Genomic DNA, 20,441 nt, shown 5'->3' on the forward strand with positions numbered 1-20,441 from the left:
CTATAATAAAATATGTAAACGAGGTTCTACATATTTCTTATCTCTCATCTTTCGTAAGATCCCTTAAAGAAGTGTGTAAATCTTTTGTTTCTACTTTCTTATAATTGTCTTTCAACATGTTTTGTTTCCATACACAAAACATTCAACGAGACAATGTCCCTATGAAAGATAGCTACCCTCCTTGTGCAGCATTCCATAAGAATGTTGCTTTTTTTTATTTAAAAGCAGGATTCTCATTCTTATTTTCGAATTTGTATATACAAAATGCTGTAAAGTGAAACTTTAATCAGCCCTCACCAATCGGGCAGCTACGGGCAGTTATTCGCCCAATTCACTTCTTTGCTCCACCCGAATTTTTAAGTAGGAGTTTTACTGCCCGTTAATGCGGGGTAAACCATCCTTACTTCTCTATGATTTACAAATACATATACGGTCATATGTAGAGAATTGCTTACATAAAAATTACTATAGTGATTTTTATCTCGCATGAATGAAAGTTTCACGTTACTTACGTACTTACGAAAGGATGGGACGGAAATTGGCATACGAAAAATTTGTACTTTGGAATGATGAAGTTATTGATACAACAAAACAACAAACGTACATAGAACTTGAAGAAAGAGGTTTGCAGTTCGGAGATGGTGTCTACGAGGTTATTCGCCTATATAAAGGGAACTTTCACTTATTAGATCCGCACATAACGAGATTATATCGATCCATGGAAGAAATAGAATTATCGCTCCCTTTTTCAAAAGCTGAGCTCATCACTTTACTTTACAAATTAATTGAAAGAAACCATTTCCACGAAGATGGCACAATTTATTTGCAAGTATCTCGTGGTGTACAAGCTCGCACACATGTATTTTCATATGACACCCCTCCGACAATTTATGCCTATATTACAAAAAAAGAAAGACCAGCCTTATGGATTGAATATGGTATACGCGCTATATCAGAACCCGATACTCGATGGCTACGCTGTGACATTAAATCATTAAATTTATTACCAAACGTACTAGCTGCTACGAAAGCTGAACGAAAAGGCTGTAAAGAGGCACTTCTCGTAAGGAATGGTATTGTAACGGAAGGAAGCCATTCCAACTTCTTTTTAATTAAAAACGGAACTCTTTACACACATCCAGCCAATCACCTTATTTTAAATGGCATTATTCGTCAATATGTCCTTTCTTTAGCGAATACTCTTCACATACCTGTACAGGAAGAACTTTTCAGCGTTCGTGACGTTTATCAAGCAGATGAATGCTTTTTTACAGGCACAACGATTGAAATTTTACCAATGACCCACCTTGATGGAACCGCGATTCAAGATGGGCAAGTTGGGCCTATCACCAAAAAACTGCAAAAATCATTTAATCAAATCTTGTTACAATCCAATATGGCATCTTCTTAAACCCGAATAATTTCTGTCCTTTCACATTCAATATATGCATTTAAATGGAAATCAAGGTGTAAATTTATGCCTTGATTTTTTCTTGTAATCTTTTTGTCATATTCAGATTCCCACATAAGCCTTGACAGTAATCGACATGCTCTTTAGAATTTTTAACAGTTGGTAAATATTTCTTCACTACATTACAGACAGAAAGGAATCGACAAATTATGAAAAAGTATCTTGCCGGTCTTGCGGCAGTGTCTGTAGCAGGAGGAGCAGCACCTACACTTGATAGTGTTCAAGCTGCACCTGAACAAAATACACAAAAAGCTGCTACAACTGTCCAAGCTTCTGCGTCAAACAACTCATCTTATACGGTAAACGCGAGCGTCTTACATGTTCGTGCGGGATCAAGCACTTCTCACGACATCATCTCACGCGTTTATAACGGTCAATCACTAAACGTGATTGGCGAAGAAAATGGTTGGTTCAAAATTAACATTAACGGAAAAACAGGCTTTGTTAGTGGCGAATTTGTATCAAAAAGTGGAGCAGCAAACAACAATGTAAGCACAGGTGGAAACAATAAAGTTACCGCTGATGTATTACGTGTACGTACAGCTCCTAACACTTCTAGTTCTGTTTCTGGACGTGTATATGCAGGACAAACATTAAACGTAATTGGACAAGAAAATGGTTGGGTGAAAATTAACCATAATGGACAAGTAGGTTATGTAAGTGGCGAATTCGTATCTGGCGTTTCTTCTACTGGGGGTTCTTCAAACAACAATACGAATAATAACAACCAAGAAGTAAAACCAGCAAGCGGAAACTATACAGTAAATGTATCTTCCCTTCGTGTTCGTACAGGTCCTAGCACTTCTCACACAACTGTAGGTTCTGTCAAAAAAGGACAAGTAGTACAAGTTGTTGGCGAAGTTCAAGATTGGTTCAAAATCAATTACGCAGGACAAACTGCTTATATAAGCAAAGACTACGTAACAAAAGGCGGTTCTAACGAAAACGTTACAGAAGGCAACAAACAAGAGCAAAACAATAATGGAACTATTCAAACTGGCGGTTCTTATGTAGTTAACGCTACATCTTTACGTGTTCGTACAGGCCCTGCCGCTTACCATAGTGTAATTGGTGGCGTTTTAAACGGTACAACATTAAACGTAGTTGGATCTGAAAACGGTTGGTTTAAAGTAAATTACCAAGGAAAAACAGGCTTTGTTAGCAGCGAATTTGTAAAATTCGTTAAAGGTGGCACTACTACTCCTGAGCAACCAAAACAACCTGAAAAACCTAACCAAGGTGCAATTGGCGACTATTACATTAATGCTTCTGCACTAAATGTACGTAGCGGCGAAGGTACAAATTATAGAATCATAGGCGCACTTCCACAAGGTCAGAAGGTTCAAGTAATCTCTGAAAACTCTGGATGGAGCAAAATTAACTACAACGGTCAAACTGGTTATATCGGAACACGTTACCTATCTAAAACACCAGTTGGAGGCGCAGTAGATAATAAGCCTAACAATAACCAAAATAACAATCAAAACAATAACAACAATAATAATACAGGTAATAATAGCGGCGACAGTTCTTCCGTACTTGCATATGCAAAATCAATGCAAGGTGTACCATACGTTTGGGGCGGAAGTTCTGCTAACGGTGTTGACTGCAGTGGTTACATCTACCACGTATTTAAGAAATTTGGTCATAACATTAGCCGCCAAAGTGTTGCAGGATATTGGAGTAGCCTACCAAAAACTTCAAGTCCACAACCTGGTGACTTAATTTATTTCCAAAACACTTATAAATCTGGTCCTTCTCACATGGGTATCTACCTTGGGGGCGGATCATTTATCCAAGCTGGAGATAACGGTGTAGCAATCGATTCATTAAGTAAATCTTATTGGAAGAGCCACTTCTTAGGATACACGAAAGCACCTTAATTAATAGTTTCAAAGCCTTCTAGTTTACTAGAAGGCTTTTTTGCTATGAGTTCAACATATTACTCCCTTTCTCCTACCTTCTCTCTACAAAAATAATGTATCCATTCTTCCATTTCATACACTTTATTCTGCAAAAACAATGCATAACGTTATCATAATGTATATATTCCCATAAAAAACATAACCTATTTCATGTCTATTTATTTCATATGTGTTTTTTTGAAGAATTTTCTTTTTATTTAAACTTTTCATTAGACGTTTGACCTCCGATGTCCATTATGATAAGTTACTTAAGATGTTATATTCGTAAACGTATAGACAACTGGTTTATACACTGTTTTTACTATGAGGAAGGAGCATACACTGCATGAATCTTTTATGGGGAATTGGCGGCGTGATTGGAGTATTAGCAATTGCATTCTTACTATCTTCCAACCGCAAAGCTATTAATTGGCGCACAATTTTAATCGCGCTAGCATTACAAATGTCATTTTCATTTATCGTATTACGATGGGATGCTGGTAAAGCAGGTTTAAAACACGCTGCTGACGGTGTTCAAGGATTAATTAATTTTTCTTACGAGGGAATTAAGTTCGTTGCTGGGGATTTAGTCAACGCAAAAGGACCTTGGGGATTTGTATTCTTTATTCAAGCACTACTTCCAATCGTATTTATTAGTTCATTAGTAGCAATCTTATATCATTTTGGTATTATGCAGAAATTTGTTAGCGTCGTTGGTGGCGCATTAAGTAAACTTCTTGGAACTTCTAAAGCAGAAAGCTTAAACTCAGTAACGACTGTATTTTTAGGACAAACTGAAGCTCCAATTTTAATTAAACCTTACTTAGCACGTTTAACAAATAGTGAATTCTTCGCTATTATGGTAAGCGGTATGACAGCTGTTGCTGGATCTGTTCTCGTCGGTTATGCAGCAATGGGTATTCCGTTAGAGCACTTATTAGCAGCTGCAATAATGGCAGCTCCATCAAGCTTATTAATTGCGAAACTGATTATGCCTGAGACAGAAAAAGTAGATAATAACGTTGAACTTTCTACAGAACGTGAAGACGCAAACGTTATCGACGCAGCTGCACGCGGTGCATCTGAAGGTATGCAACTTGTTATTAACGTAGCAGCAATGTTAATGGCTTTCATCGCATTAATCGCTTTATTAAATGGATTATTAGGATTGATTGGTTCTTGGTTCGATATTAAACTTAGCCTTGATTTAATCTTCGGTTACTTATTATCACCATTTGCAATCTTAATCGGGGTTTCTCCTGGTGAAGCTGTACAAGCAGCAAGCTTTATCGGTCAAAAACTTGCAATCAACGAATTCGTTGCATACGCAAACTTAGGACCACACATGGCAGAGTTCTCTGACAAAACAAATCTAATTTTAACATTCGCAATCTGTGGATTCGCAAACTTCTCTTCTATCGCAATTCAATTAGGTGTAACAGGAACGTTAGCTCCTACTCGCCGTAAACAAATTGCACAATTAGGGATTAAAGCAGTTATCGCTGGTACATTAGCGAACTTCTTAAATGCAGCAGTTGCAGGTATGATGTTCCTATAAACTTATATAGAGTCTTCTCTTTCTACAAGAGGAGACTTTTTTCATGCAATCCAAGCGTCTTTTGTGCATCTATTAATCAATTTATGCCAAATATAAGAACATTATGATACAATAATGTTCAAGTCTTTTTATTTTTCTAATGAAAATAGCGATACTACTTGTCGTTGCCCTTCAAAAGAATGTAACGACATGGTCAATTTCTTAATAATTGTGCATACTACAAGTATCTATGGATGAAATAGCTTTAAGGAGGAAAGTTTTGTGAAAGATAAGTTCTATAAAATCCTCTCTATGTGGATTTTACAAATTGTATTTTATTTTACTACTGTACATGTGACGAAATATGAGCATGCGCTCATTTTTACAATAATATACGTAATCGTAAATGTACTATTCTTATTTTTAGCTGACAAAACAGCATTTGTTTTCTTCATACTAGGAACCATTATTTCCGTATTTTATTTGTTCTATCAAGCATGGCTTCATTTATGGAGTACATCAGATCAATGGCAATATATGATTACCCACTTCCTGATGGCAGCTAACTTCTTCATTGTATATATAACAACTCACCTATTGAAAAAAGTGATTCATGAAAATAAAACTTTAACTGAGCGTGTGAGAACATTAGAACAATATATTGGAGAATCAAAATTACTAACAAGACAAGAATTCGAGAGACGCCAAGCATTATTAACAACTGCAATGAATCGTCGTAATGAAACAGGCGTTATCATTTACTTTGATTTCACTTCCTTTAGTAAATATACGAAGGAAAGTGTTATGGACCGTGTAGCTTCCTTATTAGTTGAAACGGTAAGGAATGATTTTGACCTTGCTGCTGAATATGATAATAATACGCTAGTTATTTTATTACAAAACACAAATGAAGCTGGTGCTGACATTGTAATGAACCGCCTAAAGCCAAAAATGGAGCAATGGCTTGCTGCTGAAGCAATCCGAGATATAAAAATTTCACGCGAGCACATTGGAAACAAAGGACAGACACTGTTATGATGACTCTCGTTATACTTCTTTTATTCCTTCTGTTTTGCGTACTCGTTTTTTGGATTAGTATCACATTTTCAATTAAATATGTACTTATTTTTACGGCCTTTCTATTCTCTGGTTTACTCGTTTACTACTCTTTCTTAACAATTGCGGGCTTAATTCATCGAAATAGCAAACGAAAAGATCGTACGCTAGAACATTATCCGAGCGTCGATATTTTCATACCTGCCCATAATGAAGGCGTCGTTATTAAAGATACTTTAGAGGCGATGGCGAAGATTGAATATCCTGGAAAGCTAACTATTTATTTATTAAATGATAACTCTCAAGATGAAACACCTGAAATCGGCGATGATTTCGACAAAGCTTATGCTCATATTCGTCATATTCGTGTTCCCCCCGGTGAACCGAAGGGTAAATCACGTGTACTAAACTATGGGCTTAGTATTTCAGATGGTGAATACTTCTGTGTGTACGATGCAGATAACCAACCTGAACCACACGCACTGCGAATGCTTGTAGAGCACGCTGAAACAACTGAAGATGCTGTTGGAGCTGTTGGACATGTTCGTACAGTAAACGAAAAGCGAAACTGGCTGACGCGAATGATTTCACTGGAATTTCAAATCTTCCAGCTCCTTATGCAATCTGGACGCTGGTTACTATTCCAAACAGGCTCACTGACAGGAACAAATATGCTTCTTCGTCGCTCCGCACTAGAAGAGCTTGGTGGCTATGACCCTTATGCAATTGCAGAAGATGCTGAATTAACATTAAGAATTACACAAAAAGGTTATCTCTTACCAATCGTCCCAGAATCAGTTACTTGGGAACAAGAACCAGAGCATTTAAAAATTCTTATTAAACAACGTACACGTTGGCTCCAAGGGAATTTATACATTTTAGAAAAAATGTTCTCGTCATTAAGTTTCTTTAAAGGAAAACTTCTCGTCCATTCCTTACAACAAGTTCTAGTGTATGTTGTATTTTGGCTATTCCTAATCATTTCAAACGTTTGGTTTGTAATTGGGCTACTCGGGATATTCCAAATTCAATATAGCATTCCGCTACTATTTATGTGGTATGTCGCATATATTACATATGTTTCTCAATTATTTAGTGCCCAGAGTGTCGAACGAACCTTTACACCGACTAATATTTTTATTAGCGTTATTATGTACTTTACGTACGCACAGCTCTTTACGTACTTATTTATTCGTAGCTTAATCTTATACTTACGTGCAAAGAGCAAGAAACAAGTCATTGGCTGGGATAAGACAGTTCGATTCAAAAAAGAGAAATAATAACAATAAGCACAGAGCGCCGTATGCTCTGTGCTTATTTATTGCCGTATAAATTATATATCAGACAATACCCCTTAGCTGAAAGTAATTTCACGTCCATCCCCCAACGAACGATCGACCTTCATTTATATACGAAAAAGTGATTGCTATTTTTGTAGAACCAATTGCTTCTCTTGCTGTTCTTTGCGCGTTTCAGTCTTAGGTTCCGTGCTTTCTTGGACACTACGATGTGCCACACGTTTCAAACAAATATGCTTCCACTTTCTTTCGTAACGTTTCATTATTCTAGATGTCCCCCTTGAATGCGCTTTAAAACTATTTGAAATCGCTTACAGGAAATAATATAGCACATATATATAAACGTGACAACACATTTCCGACATATTTTTGACAAAAATACGAATAGAATTCGTAAGGTATCGAATATTGTCGAAACCTATCGTTTTTTCTTCGTATAAAAGGCATACTACTTATATGGTAAAGTATTTTATTTCCCCTACCCGCATTTCAAATTCCTTCTATATAAAGTGAAACTTTCATTAGCCATCACCAATTGTACTTTTACAGGCAAATAGAGAAATAAAAAAGAGCTGATATGAAATCAGCTCTTTTCCTTCTATTATTAATGACGCTTCATACGCCCTTCTTTTTGTAACTCTTTAAATAATGCTGCCATCATAAAGAAAATAACGAAGACGAACGGGAATGCTGCAATGATAGCTGCCGTTTGTAAGGCTTCTAATCCGCCAATATATAATAGCGTAGAAGCTATCGCGGCTAGAACGATACCCCAAATCATTTTAATACGATTTGGTGGGTTTAAACTACCATGTGTCGTTAACATTCCTAAAACAAATGTTGCAGAGTCTGCCGATGTAATAAAGAATGTTGCAATAAGTAAAATACCTAAAACTGATAAAGCTGATCCAAAGCTACCCATCTGATCGAACATAGCGAATAATCCTACTTCTGTTCCCATTTCTTTCACTTTGTCGAAGATATGTGCATCACCAAACAGCTCCATATGAATACCAGTACCGCCGAACACAGAGAACCAAAGTGCACCAATTACGGTCGGCACAAGTAACACACCGATAACAAACTCACGAATCGTACGACCTCGTGAAACACGAGCAATAAACGTACCTACGAACGGTGACCACGCAATCCACCATGCCCAATAGAAAATTGTCCATGACTGAATCCATTGATTCCCACCTTCGTCTAATGGACTTAAACGGAAACTCATACTTGGCAATTCCTGAATATAAGAACCGATTGTTGAAGTGAAGTAATTCATAATAAAGTTTGTTGGACCTGCAAATAATACAATGATCATAAGTGCAAATGCAAAAATAATATTCGTATTACTTAAATATTTAATTCCTTTATCAAGACCTGTTTGCGCAGATAACATAAATAATACTGTTACGATTGCAATAATAACTAACTGAGTCGTTAATGAGTTCGGGATAGACGTTAAATAACTAACACCACCTGCAATTTGTTTCGCACCAAGACCTAATGACGTTGCAACACCAAATACAGTTGCGAAAACAGCTAACACATCAAATGAATGAGCAATACGCCCGTGTTCCCCGCCCTTAAATAACGGACCTACTGTCGCACTAATCGTACTTGCTTTTCCTTTTCTAAAGGTAAAGTAAGCAATACATAACGCTACAAACGCATATAGTCCCCAAGGATGTAATCCCCAATGGAAAAATGAAAAACGCAGTGCAAGGCGCGCACTTTCCTCAGTTGCACTATCTCCAAACGGAGGTGCGTATAAATGGTTTAATGGTTCGGCAACGCCCCAGAAAACTAAGCCAATACCCATACCAGCACTAAATAACATAGCAAACCATGTCATATAACTATAATCAGGTTCGTCATCATCTTTCCCTAAACGAATAGAACCGTATTTCGAAACAATTAAAAAGATAGACACACCTAAAATAATAGAAACGGAAATAATATAAAACCACCCGAACTTACTAACTAATGCAGTTTGAATTGCGGTTGTTACATTTCCTAAGCTACCTTTTCCAATAATAGATTCGGGAATAATCCCCCAAATTGTAAATGCAATACATAATGTTAATGAAACGATGAATGTTTTTGTCAGTTTCCTCATCAAATCCCCCTTCGTAGGTTTCGCTTTTGTAAATAACATAAATTCCGATATGTAAAATCGGATAGAAAACTATAATTTTGCGGTGATTTTCTTACTTTCACCTTCACCAATTCGAATTCTTATGGACAGCCTTACCTTTCGTATAACCTTTTCACTCTGCAAGAGCTACAAGTTAGAAATACTGCTGTCAAATTGTGTGAGAAAAACGCGGATAGGAATGTATTTTCCTAAAAAAGGATGTGTTACATATGTAAAAAAGGGCAAAATCCTTCCTTGCAACCCTTTCGTTTTGTAACAATTATGCGGTTTTTTTGCTAGTATATAGCACGTGTTTATAGCTTCACAAACAAAATGTTTATGTTTATATAACTATATTACCCATAAAACGGTAAAATACTCAAGGAATGTAATCGTTTAGTAAACATCATGTAACATTCCTGTAATATTTTTATTTACGTCGAAAAAAACATGTTGTATTAAATATTTTGAATATAACTAGAAACCTATGAGTCATATAGAATGAAAAACGCTTTCCTATATTTTTTGTTATATTACAGGATGTTAACGACTTATTACGAATGGTTTGTAATTGTGTGTTTTCCCCAAATCCGAAAAAATCTGTTGCTATAATGAGGACACGAAAACAAACGCAATGGAGGCTATCATGAAAAAATTAATTGGTATAGCAACAGCAGCAGTTTTTGGTCTTGGGATTTTCACATCATCTGCTAATGCAGAAACTGTTGTAACAACAGACGTACTAAACGTACGCGAAAACCCTACTACTGAATCAAAAGTTGTCGGTAAATTACTAAACGGTAATAAAATAGATGTTCAAAATACAGAGAACGGATGGTCAAAAATTACTTTAGACGGTAAAGACGCATTCGTAAGTGCAGAGTTCACAAAAAGCATCTACTACGTAACAGCTAACGTATTAAACGTACGTGCTGAAGCGAACACAAACTCAGAGGTTCTTGGAAAGTTGAAGAAAGACGATGTAATCGAAACAACGAACCAAGTACAAAATGAGTGGTTACAATTTGAATATAACGGGAAAACAGCTTATGTTCATGTTCCTTTCTTAACAGGTACAGCACCTGTAATTGAGAAACAAGAAACAACTGCTCCTGCTAAAGCTGCAGCACCAGCTAAGGCTCAAGCACCTGTAGCACAAGCAAAACCAGCTGCTAAGCCTGCTGTGAAAGCTGCTGAAACTAACACACCATCTGGTGGTCGTGAGTTAACAGTTGTAGCTACAGCATATACAGCTCACCCGAGCGAAAACGGTGGCACATATGGCGGCCGTGTATTAACTGCAATGGGTCATGATTTAACTGCGAATCCAAACATGAAAATGATCGCTGTTGACCCGAAAGTAATCCCATTAGGATCTAAAGTATGGGTAGAAGGTTACGGAGAAGCTATCGCTGGAGATACTGGTGGTGCAATTAAAGGTAACCGTATTGATATCTTACTTGGATCAGATAGCGCTGCTCAAAAATGGGGACGCAAAACTGTTAAAGTGAAAATTTTAAAATAACCAATGACTGCTAAATTACAAGCCGGTTCTCTTTATTGAGAGCTGGCTTTTATTTATTTATAATACATATAAGGAGGCTACGCCCATGAATGTACAAGCAAAAGTAGACTGGATTGGTACGCCAAAACCGTACATATATAAAGATGAAGTAACATATAACGCTACTTCTATTGATTTTTCACTCGCTGGCGATGATAACCGCTATAAGTTAATTGTGCTCAAGTCTGAAAACAATACACATTACAAAATTGTGCAATATGGAATAAAACCAGGCTCTCAAAAGCCATTTCCTATCGACATTCCATTTGAACAAAATATGTTGCCAATTATAGAGCAAATATTACATGATCCATATGTACAAGCGATACTAAAGGAAACACACTCATAATTGTAAAAAAATATATCAACGATTTTTCAATTATATCTATCATAAATCGCAATATATCAACGATTTTTCGATTATATCTATCATAACTTACGATATATCAACGGTTCGACACGAAATATCGATTTAGCTACAAAAAAGAAGCTGTTCAAATATTGAACAGCTTCTCTCATATTAACGAGTTGGACCAGATACATCTTCTGATTTCAACGTATTATTTGCACCAAGAGAATGATACAACATCTTTCCATTTCCATTCACAGTTACAATATGTTCGTTATTAAAACTTTTGAACTTCACAGATCCATCACCGTAACGAATATGATACTCTTCATATGTCGTTACTTTATATTTCGTAGCACTTTGACGCTCTACATTACGAACTTCCATCGTTAATAAGTCTTCTGTAATTCCTTTTTTGTGTAAATACTGTATATAATCACGGTCTTCCTTATACGATTTTCCGCTCTTATCATAATTATTTTCAATTAAACTAAAATCATTTAATGAAATTGCACGTACGTTATCATAAATATGATTTCTTACAAATTCGCCCACTGCTGAACTTGATGTTTCTTTCGGGAATTTTAAGTAATATGTGCTTTGGTCTCCAATTTTAACACTTTCAGATTTCATCACACCAAAATCAGTAGTTTTCTCTAAATGTACTTCTACTGTTTCATCTGTGGATACAGGGCCAAGCTTATAACTTCCATAATTTAATTTTCCACGTTTTTTCCCATTCACAAATACAGTTGCATCACTTTCATCAGAAGAAATGCTTACATACTTGCCTTCAAGCGATAAATCCACTTTCACCTTCTCGCTCTGTTCATCCGCTAAATCTACTTCTTTCTCTGTTTCTAATTCAGTAAGTTCTGTCTTCGCCGTTGCCTTTACAACATATGTACCTGGGAAGTATGGCCCCAACTCTTTCGAATTTTTATCACTAGAAAGCTCTGTTTCTTTTTTGTCATTCACATATATTTCTGCATTCTTTGCAGTTGTACTTACATTCATATAATAAGATTTCATGCTGAACTTATACTTTGGATATAAGAACCACTCTTTTCCCTCTTCTACTATTTCCCCGTCTTTAAATGCAGGTTTATCTTTTGTTAACTTTTGATCTACTGTCTCTTTCTGTAAATAAGACAGTAATTGTTTATTGTAAGAAGGATTCTCTTTTAAATAACGCATGTACGCTTTAATATCCTCTGTCTTAATCTTTAAGCTTGAATCATTTGCTTTTACAAACTCATCAATTGCATTAATATCTTTCTTTTGGAATGCTTCAATCATTACATTTACTTGCTTTTCTTTTGAAAACTTATATGCTCCAAATTTATATGCCCCAAATAATAATGCAGCAATAATGGCAAAACCAATGATTAAAAATAAATTTTTCTTACTTTTCACTGGTTTTGTCTCGCTTTGTAATTCTGTATATGAGGCAGCAGTGTTATCAACGATTACTTCTACTTTACTCCCACACTCAGGACAAAAGTTCAAATGGTCTGCAACGTTCTTTTTACATGTTCCACAAAACTTCAACGTGCTCTCCTCCTATTTTTTAGCTAATTTCATTCCAGCAAATGCTGCTACATATGTCACAATAAAACTAAACAAAATTAAATATGTAAATGAATTTTGCATAGATAGTACTGTTCCGCTTGTTCCAAATAAACTTGTTACAGTTCCTGAAACATTAATTTGGAACTTAGAAATCATATTCATTACAATCATCATAATTGTGTAAGAACCACTGCATACCGCTAATGTAATATATATATTGGCAGTCGGTAATTTAGCTAACTTTCTTCCCGCTCTAAACATAAAGAACAATGGAATAATAAGCAGTAATAAACCATAATGGAATACGTTATTCACTCTATCAAATTCTGCAAGGCTTTCCTCATTTGCTCCTTTTGAAATCAATATCTCTCTAAGCTCTACGCCATTTACAGAGACGCCTGATATAAATGAAAACGATAGTGTGCTCTCATGTGCATTTGATTTCTTACCAATTCTAGTAAATTCCTTACTAAGTGCTGGACTTGATACTTCTAACGGCGCAAAATGAGCCATACTCCATAATTGAGGTGTTAACTCTAATGCTAATAATGTACTTTCAGATTTTAAAGTTGTTATTTCTTTTAATGGTTCAATACCGTCTTCCTTACTTACTAACGCCATAATACAAACCGCTACTGCTGTTACTAAAAGTCCTTTTATCATAGCCGAAACACCGTAATAAACAGACGTTCCATATGGCATTAACTCTTGAAATGCTGCTGCCATATTGTTTTTGCTTGTATGAGCAATAAATCCTAATAAGGTAAATAATGTCCCACATACAAAACCACTCAATAAACTCTTCATCGCTGAATAGCCAACCGTAATCTTACCTGCTTCTGAGAATGGGATTGCAAAAGATTGTGATGCTATAAAACTTATAATGAATAAAAAGACTCCATAAATAATACCAACTGTTGCTGCCATAAAGATTTGATCTTTAATCGTTTTCGCAACATGCTGTTTCCCTAACCAAATTCCTGTACCAGCGAAAATAATAAATGGAATGATTAATAATAATGTAAATGGAGTATGCCAAGATAAAGAAAATATCAATCCACTATCATCGTTAGCTGTAAAACCAAGTAAATGGTAACTTAACATCGTAGAAGTTGCACTCGAATAAAAACTTGGCAACATTTCTAATTCTTTCGCAAATTTGCTAAACATCTCACTTAACATAGAGGCAAATAATAAACTACCAATCCAACCAGCAATTAACATGAGAATACTTGCAACAGCCCCACCAATAAAACCTTTTTGTAAAACGGCTTTATCTGCTTTAAATTCAACTTTAGGAGCACCATCCATTGTAGGCAATTTTACAGTTTGTTCTTTTTTCTTCACAACAGATAAAGAATACCCACACTTTTGACAATATAAATTTTTTTGAGCATTTTCACTGCCACAACCTCTGCAGTATTTTGCAGTATCTTTTTCTAATGTTACTGCATCTATAGCTCCTGCAATCTCCATACTACCTTCATTTGGGCAATAATTTACTTCTTCACCATGTTGTTTTCCACATGTGCGACAATACATTTAATTCACTCCCCACTTTGCTTAATTCCACAAACTGGACAGTAAGTAGAGTTTTTATCGATATGCTCATTACATGAAATACAATTTACCGTTTCACCTTCATTTTCTACTGTTAACATCGGGTTAGGCTTTCCACACGAACCACAAAACTTATCATTTATTGATAAAGGTCCACCACATTCACATGTAGCTTTTTCACCTTGTTGTTTTTGCAATTCAACAATGCGCTTTCTTGCTTGATAAATAGCTACATCAAATTCTTGAACTGGAGCAATCATTTCTTTTAAGCTCGCTTCATTTACTCCACTTCCTCTTAATTGAACATACACTTGCTGTCCAACCTCTAATAGAACCTCTGCTTTTTTCTGCATTTGCACTTGCATTCCCTTTTTCAATTGAGCAATTTCTTGTGCAACTTGCAACTTCATTTTCCCTTGTTCTATTCCTTCTTGTAACTTATTCATTCCACTACCTAACTTCGTCTGTAAATCTGACAAATCATTTCTCCTCCTATACATATATATTTATATATGAAATTAACATTTTATATATTACCATGATTTTCAAGTTATGTAATCCAAATTTCATTTTTTCTGTTTTGAGCATTTTTTGTTTATAATGGTAAAGGAAAGAAATATGTGTACGGAGGAATATTATGCTGCAACACTCTATTACGAAAGATGAAATTATGATGATTGCGAATGAGTTCGTTCAAGGACTAGATCCACAGCAAACAGCTGATAAGGAACATGTCGCTACAGCTCGGCACCTATATCGTAGTGGTGTTGTCTACAACGTTGACTTTGATGGTTATACACTATCAGGAACTGTAGATGCGGAAGGCAACGTATATAGCGTTCATATTCCGATTCGTAATGTCGCTGAAAGTTATTGTGATTGCTTCGCACCAACACAATGTGAGCATATGCTCGCTGTATTACTATCTGCAGCGTCTAGTTTCGGGCAAGTAGGAGATGTATTAACTTTATTTAAAAATAATACGAAACCTTCCCTTCCTCCTATTCGAACTGCAAGACAAGTATTGCAATCATCAGCTTTTGAAGAAACGGATTATAAAAGTTGGGAATCATATTTTGAAAAAGAATATGAATCATTTAAAAAAGAACAAGCTCGCCTTACTTATAAACAAATGTATTTTCTTATGAGTATCTTTACAGATTTCTATACGAAACTTGAGCGGAAAGCTCCGCGCGTCATCGCCATACATGAATTATTCAGGTTACATGCAGTACTTTACTGCTTTCAAAAATTATTAGAAGAAATTCAGGCATTCGAAGCAAACAAAACGTATTCTTATCACCAACCTGTTAATGTCGTTCGCCTATTTGTAGATAAAGTGGAATCCATCGTTCGGGACTTACAATCAGAAGCGATTCCTTCAGAATCTGAAATAATTTTGCAAGAAACAGCTCGTCTTGTTCATGAAGTATTCTTCTCTACCGACGCTTATACGCAAGAGCGATTTTTCATTTATCGCCACATATGGAGTGAACTTTTAAACAATAAAGAGAAAATGCAAGAGGAAGAAAAACGAATCGATACGAAAATTAATCCACTATCTAAAGCGTTAGCGTCTTCTCACCTTCTCTTTTTAAATGAAGAAGATCTACTAGCGATGGACTTACTAAAGAAACAACCTGCTTCTGTTGTGAGTCTATACTTCTATTGGTTAGAAGAACTATTAAGTGCCATGCAGTGGGATCGTGCGAAAAACTGGCTTTCCTTTACGTATAAACAAGTAAAGAAAACGATCCAAGATCACGAAAATACGATTTTTATAAAAGATATCGTTCGGCTATTTGTAATCATGTATGAAACATACGCAACACATACAAATGAACAAGCTGGTTTTGAAATGATCTTGCAGGAACTATTACCGTATAGTTTCACAAACTATGAACAGTACGTACTCGCGAAAAAACAGTATCGTACATGGGCAGAGCTCCATCTCTTATATGGGTTTGAAGCAATTGAACTGTTAAAAGAACCACTGAAAGATATTGAAAAAGAAGCGCCAGAAGCAGCACTTCCTCTTTATCATCTTGCTGCTGTAGAAGCAATTGAAGAACGAAATCGTAAATCATATAGACGCGCAGTTCGTTACTTAAAGAAATTACGTACATTATATAAACGATTAAAACGCACCGATGAATGGGATGCTTTCATTATTCACATCGCCAATCTCCATTCACGTCTGCGTGCACTACAAGAGGAATTACGGAAAGGAAAATTAATCGATGATCAATCAAACTGAAGTAACAATTAGGCTCCAGCATGTTAGTCAAGGTTGGTTCCTTTGGGGAGAAGATGACAGCGGTACTCCATTATCCGTAACAAGTTGGAAACGACATGCATTCACATGGCACTCCACTTCTTTCTACGGTACGTTTCTAAAAGAAGCAACCTTCGAAGGAAAACAAGGTGTGCTACTAACAAATGCACAAGCCTTTGAATACATTGCAAACAAACCGATGAATTCCTTTGCACATATTCAACTGAACGGCCCTATTACAGCACTTACAAAAGATGCAAATGAATTATGGGATGCCTTTACGAGTGGTAGCTTCGTACCAGATATCGAGCACTGGCCCAAACAACCATCTTGGAAAGTTCAAAATACGCCAATTGAAGATGACACATTAGCATCTCTCTTCTCAGCAGCAGTTAATGAAAGCATATTACAAGATAATCGCTCAAATGACGGCTGGGAAGATGCTAAAAGACTATATGAACATTACGACTTTACGAAAAGACAATTGGAAACAGCACTACATGAAGAAGATTGGCTTCGAAAAATTGGTTATATTGAAGATGATCTTCCGTTTACAATCGGACTAAGACTGCAAGAACCACAAGAAGAATTTGAAATGTGGAAACTTGAAACAATCGTGACACCAAAGCGCGGGGCGCATCGCATATATGTATATGAAAACATCGATTCCTTACCGAAAAGATGGCACGATTACGAAGAACGGATTACAGAAACACAAGAAGGTTTTAGTAAGCTCATACCGTGGTTAAAAGAAGGAGATACATTCCGAAATGAGCTCTTTGAAACAGAAGCTTGGAACTTCTTAACAGAAGCAAGCGATGAATTACTTGCAGCCGGCATTACAATTTTACTACCATCATGGTGGCAAAATTTAAAAGCAACAAAACCGAAATTACGTGTTCAACTGAAGCAAAATACAGTACAAACACAATCGTTCTTCGGTATGAATACGCTCGTTAATTTTGACTGGCGAATTTCGACGAACGGCATTGATTTATCAGAAAGCGAATTTTTTGAACTCGTTGAACAAAACAAACGTCTATTTAATATAAACGGTCAATGGATGCGACTAGATCCAGCCTTTATCGAAGAAGTAAGGAAACTCATGAACCGTGCCGATAAATACGGACTAGAGATGAAAGATGTCCTGCAGCAACATTTATCAAATACGGCTGAAACAGAAATTGTAGAAGATGATAGTCCGTTTACTGATATTGAAATTGAACTAGATGGATATTATGAGGAACTATTCCAAAAGCTGCTTCATATTGGAGATATTCCAAAAGTAGATGTCCCTACTTCACTAAACGCAACACTTCGTCCGTATCAACAACACGGCATTGAATGGTTATTATATTTACGAAAGCTTGGATTTGGAGCATTGCTAGCTGACGATATGGGACTCGGGAAAAGTATTCAAACAATCTCTTACTTACTATATATAAAAGAAAATAATCTCAAAACAGGCCCTGCATTAATCGTAGCGCCGACATCTGTTCTTGGAAATTGGCAAAAAGAATTTGAGCGTTTCGCACCGAATTTACGTGTTCAATTACATTACGGAAGTAATAGAGATAAGGGCAATTCTTTTGAAGATTTCCTTCAATCAGCAGATGTTGTATTAACATCTTATGCATTGGCTCAACTCGATGAGGAAGAACTAACTTCATTATGCTGGGATGCTGTTATTTTGGATGAAGCACAAAATATTAAGAACCCACATACGAAACAGTCCAAAGCAGTACGAAACTTACAAGCAAATCACAAAATCGCTTTAACTGGTACGCCGATGGAAAATCGCCTCGCTGAACTTTGGTCCATTTTCGACTTTATTAATCATGGATATCTCGGAAGCTTAGGGCAATTCCAACGTCGCTTCGTCACACCGATTGAAAAAGATCGTGATGAAGGAAAAATCCAGCAAGTTCAACGGTTTATCTCACCATTTTTACTGCGCCGAACGAAGAAAGATCAAACGGTCGCATTAAATTTACCAGATAAACAAGAACAAAAAGCTTACTGTCCTCTTACTGGTGAACAAGCTTCCTTATATGAACAACTTGTTCAAGATACACTGCAAAATGTCGAAGGATTAAGTGGAATTGAAAGACGCGGCTTTATATTACTTATGCTGAACAAGCTAAAACAAATTTGTAATCATCCAGCTCTTTATTTAAAAGAAGAAGAGCCACAAAATGTCGTTGAACGCTCTATGAAAACAAAAACGTTAATGGAGCTCATCGAAAATATAAAAGATCAAAATGAAAGTTGCCTAATCTTCACTCAATACATCGGCATGGGGAACATGCTAAAACGTGTGCTAGAAGAAAAATTCGGCCAGCGTGTCCTCTTCTTAAACGGTAGTGTGCCGAAAAAAGATCGCGACAAGATGATTGAGGAGTTCCAAAACGGAACGTATGACATTTTCATCTTATCCTTAAAAGCTGGCGGAACAGGATTAAACTTAACCGCTGCCAACCATGTCATTCACTACGACCGTTGGTGGAATCCAGCTGTGGAAAATCAAGCAACAGACCGCGCATATCGCATTGGTCAAAAACGATTTGTTCATGTTCACAAACTTATTACAACAGGAACATTAGAAGAAAAAATTGATGAAATGCTAGAAAGAAAACAATCTCTAAACAATGCGGTCATCACAAGCGATAGCTGGATGACTGAACTATCAACAGACGAACTAAAAGAATTACTTGGTGTATAAAGTGAAACTTGAATCAAGCCAGTTAAGTGGAGTTTTACTACTCGCAAAAAAAGGCGCTAATCTCAAATGAGATTAGCGCTTTTTTCTATTCCAAAACCAATTACTTATTATAATTCCCGTTAATCCGCCGCACGTATCAAGCAATGAATCTTGCCACATTGGTGTGCGGTCTCCCGTATACCATTGGTGAATTTCATCAAATGTTGCATAACCCGCAACGAAAAGAAGGGCATATATAAAACATCTTTTCCTCGAATGACCTGATCGATGAAAAGCGTAATAAATCAATGAACCTAGCATAAAGAACACCATAAAATGAGCACCTTTACGAAGGAAAAACTCAATAAATCCGCCTACACCTTTATTCGCAATACTAACAGGGGTTCCTCCACCATAATCAATAGATACCCATGAAAAATGCTCTTTCACAAATTCAACATTTACATATTGTTCAATATCTGAACGCATATCCTGCTTTTTATATGGTTGTGCCGAAGAATAGAAAATCAGCCCCATCCATAGTAATACAGGAATCCAAAATAACCATTTACGATTCATTATCCAGAATTCTCCTCTCTTAATCTTTTAAGGGTACCAAAAAAAAGAAAAAATTTCACGCCAAAACATGACATTTGTACCCTATTTATAAAGTGAAAGGAGGTGATACACATGGCAATTGAAACAATCGTAATGGATTTAACTTTACGTCTTGTCTTAAACAACGGATTAGATAAGAACGGCAAAACAGTTTTCAAGAGCAAACAATTTAAACGTGTTAAAACAAATGCGAGCTTAGATCAAGTACACAACGTAGCTCATGCTCTAGCTTCCTTACAAGCATCACCACTTCACGCTGTACAACTTGTAAGCACATCAGATCTTTCTAAACTATAAAGTAAAACTCGGATCAGTGGGGATTTTAATCATCCCCGCTGATTATTAGACCGCAATTTAACCGGCAGACCCAAATCCCATAAATAGCTTGATAAATACAAA

At 36.3% G+C, this 20,441-nt stretch carries 15 protein-coding genes; 10 read left to right on the top strand and 5 right to left on the bottom strand.

Features of this window, described 5'->3' with window-relative positions; all coding sequences use genetic code 11:
- The first annotated feature begins 526 nt into the window (after positions 1-526).
- From ACUL40_RS18370 to ACUL40_RS18390, 5 genes are all read left to right on the top strand, one after another.
- Complete coding sequence (locus ACUL40_RS18370; RefSeq protein ID WP_002026582.1) at positions 527-1,411, top strand: D-amino-acid transaminase; 885 nt, start codon at positions 527-529, stop codon at positions 1,409-1,411.
- A gap of 209 nt (positions 1,412-1,620) precedes the next feature.
- Complete coding sequence (locus ACUL40_RS18375; RefSeq protein WP_059304240.1) at positions 1,621-3,354, top strand: C40 family peptidase; 1,734 nt, start codon at positions 1,621-1,623, stop codon at positions 3,352-3,354.
- 367 nt (positions 3,355-3,721) lie between these two features.
- Positions 3,722-4,933: a NupC/NupG family nucleoside CNT transporter gene (locus ACUL40_RS18380; protein WP_050292948.1), complete on the top strand. Its 1,212-nt coding sequence runs from the start codon at positions 3,722-3,724 to the stop codon at positions 4,931-4,933.
- 261 nt (positions 4,934-5,194) lie between these two features.
- Positions 5,195-5,950, top strand: a complete 756-nt coding sequence (locus tag ACUL40_RS18385) for a diguanylate cyclase domain-containing protein (RefSeq protein ID WP_000653222.1) — start codon at positions 5,195-5,197, stop codon at positions 5,948-5,950.
- The gene (locus ACUL40_RS18390; RefSeq protein WP_000988752.1) at positions 5,947-7,248 is read left to right on the top strand and encodes a glycosyltransferase family 2 protein; all 1,302 of its coding nucleotides are present in this window, start codon (positions 5,947-5,949) and stop codon (positions 7,246-7,248) included. The genes ACUL40_RS18385 and ACUL40_RS18390 overlap by 4 nt, the downstream gene beginning before the upstream one ends.
- A 622-nt stretch (positions 7,249-7,870) precedes the next feature.
- Here ACUL40_RS18390 and opuD read toward each other — a convergent pair.
- Complete coding sequence (gene opuD / locus ACUL40_RS18395) at positions 7,871-9,385, bottom strand: glycine betaine transporter OpuD (protein WP_001229103.1); 1,515 nt, start codon at positions 9,383-9,385, stop codon at positions 7,871-7,873.
- Between the two features lie 664 nt (positions 9,386-10,049).
- Between opuD and ACUL40_RS18400 the strand changes: the two genes are divergently transcribed.
- Together ACUL40_RS18400 and ACUL40_RS18405 are read left to right on the top strand one after the other, a co-directional pair.
- Positions 10,050-10,928: a cell wall-binding protein EntA gene (locus ACUL40_RS18400; protein ID WP_000733326.1), complete on the top strand. Its 879-nt coding sequence runs from the start codon at positions 10,050-10,052 to the stop codon at positions 10,926-10,928.
- Between the two features lie 85 nt (positions 10,929-11,013).
- Positions 11,014-11,316: a DUF3910 family protein gene (locus tag ACUL40_RS18405; RefSeq protein ID WP_001102539.1), complete on the top strand. Its 303-nt coding sequence runs from the start codon at positions 11,014-11,016 to the stop codon at positions 11,314-11,316.
- A 171-nt stretch (positions 11,317-11,487) separates the two neighbouring features.
- Here ACUL40_RS18405 and ACUL40_RS18410 read toward each other — a convergent pair whose 3' ends face one another.
- From ACUL40_RS18410 to ACUL40_RS18420, 3 genes are read right to left on the bottom strand one after another with little or no spacing between them, the layout of a single operon-like run.
- Complete coding sequence (locus ACUL40_RS18410) at positions 11,488-12,867, bottom strand: zinc ribbon domain-containing protein (RefSeq protein WP_000666884.1); 1,380 nt, start codon at positions 12,865-12,867, stop codon at positions 11,488-11,490.
- A 12-nt stretch (positions 12,868-12,879) separates the two neighbouring features.
- Positions 12,880-14,430 carry a zinc ribbon domain-containing protein gene (locus ACUL40_RS18415; protein WP_139847063.1) on the bottom strand — a complete coding sequence of 517 codons (1,551 nt, stop codon included), beginning with the start codon at positions 14,428-14,430 and terminating at the stop codon, positions 12,880-12,882.
- A gap of 5 nt (positions 14,431-14,435) precedes the next feature.
- Complete coding sequence (locus tag ACUL40_RS18420) at positions 14,436-14,927, bottom strand: zinc ribbon domain-containing protein (RefSeq protein WP_001281754.1); 492 nt, start codon at positions 14,925-14,927, stop codon at positions 14,436-14,438.
- A 158-nt stretch (positions 14,928-15,085) separates the two neighbouring features.
- Between ACUL40_RS18420 and ACUL40_RS18425 the strand changes: the two genes are divergently transcribed.
- Positions 15,086-16,705 carry an SWIM zinc finger family protein gene (locus tag ACUL40_RS18425; RefSeq protein WP_139847064.1) on the top strand — a complete coding sequence of 540 codons (1,620 nt, stop codon included), beginning with the start codon at positions 15,086-15,088 and terminating at the stop codon, positions 16,703-16,705.
- Positions 16,689-19,445, top strand: coding sequence for a DEAD/DEAH box helicase (locus tag ACUL40_RS18430; RefSeq protein WP_065212339.1), 2,757 nt, complete (start codon positions 16,689-16,691; stop codon positions 19,443-19,445). The genes ACUL40_RS18425 and ACUL40_RS18430 overlap by 17 nt, the downstream gene beginning before the upstream one ends.
- A 72-nt stretch (positions 19,446-19,517) precedes the next feature.
- Here ACUL40_RS18430 and ACUL40_RS18435 read toward each other — a convergent pair whose 3' ends face one another.
- Positions 19,518-20,003: a VanZ family protein gene (locus ACUL40_RS18435; RefSeq protein WP_001080707.1), complete on the bottom strand. Its 486-nt coding sequence runs from the start codon at positions 20,001-20,003 to the stop codon at positions 19,518-19,520.
- A gap of 111 nt (positions 20,004-20,114) precedes the next feature.
- On the opposite strand from ACUL40_RS18435, the gene ACUL40_RS18440 reads away from it, so the two are divergent.
- Complete coding sequence (locus ACUL40_RS18440) at positions 20,115-20,339, top strand: DUF1659 domain-containing protein (RefSeq protein ID WP_000963861.1); 225 nt, start codon at positions 20,115-20,117, stop codon at positions 20,337-20,339.
- Positions 20,340-20,441: the final 102 nt, after the last annotated feature.

The sequence above is a fragment of the Bacillus sp. KNSH39 genome, from assembly GCF_052656585.1.

Coding starts and splice junctions, on each gene's coding strand:
- ACUL40_RS18370 (WP_002026582.1), top strand. CDS start 527: ATGGGACGGAAATTGGCATACGAAAAATTTGTACTTTGGAATGATGAA.
- ACUL40_RS18375 (WP_059304240.1), top strand. CDS start 1,621: ATGAAAAAGTATCTTGCCGGTCTTGCGGCAGTGTCTGTAGCAGGAGGA.
- ACUL40_RS18380 (WP_050292948.1), top strand. CDS start 3,722: ATGAATCTTTTATGGGGAATTGGCGGCGTGATTGGAGTATTAGCAATT.
- ACUL40_RS18390 (WP_000988752.1), top strand. CDS start 5,947: ATGATGACTCTCGTTATACTTCTTTTATTCCTTCTGTTTTGCGTACTC.
- opuD (WP_001229103.1), bottom strand. CDS start 9,385: ATGAGGAAACTGACAAAAACATTCATCGTTTCATTAACATTATGTATT.
- ACUL40_RS18400 (WP_000733326.1), top strand. CDS start 10,050: ATGAAAAAATTAATTGGTATAGCAACAGCAGCAGTTTTTGGTCTTGGG.
- ACUL40_RS18405 (WP_001102539.1), top strand. CDS start 11,014: ATGAATGTACAAGCAAAAGTAGACTGGATTGGTACGCCAAAACCGTAC.
- ACUL40_RS18415 (WP_139847063.1), bottom strand. CDS start 14,430: ATGTATTGTCGCACATGTGGAAAACAACATGGTGAAGAAGTAAATTAT.
- ACUL40_RS18425 (WP_139847064.1), top strand. CDS start 15,086: ATGCTGCAACACTCTATTACGAAAGATGAAATTATGATGATTGCGAAT.
- ACUL40_RS18430 (WP_065212339.1), top strand. CDS start 16,689: ATGATCAATCAAACTGAAGTAACAATTAGGCTCCAGCATGTTAGTCAA.
- ACUL40_RS18435 (WP_001080707.1), bottom strand. CDS start 20,003: ATGAATCGTAAATGGTTATTTTGGATTCCTGTATTACTATGGATGGGG.
- ACUL40_RS18440 (WP_000963861.1), top strand. CDS start 20,115: ATGGCAATTGAAACAATCGTAATGGATTTAACTTTACGTCTTGTCTTA.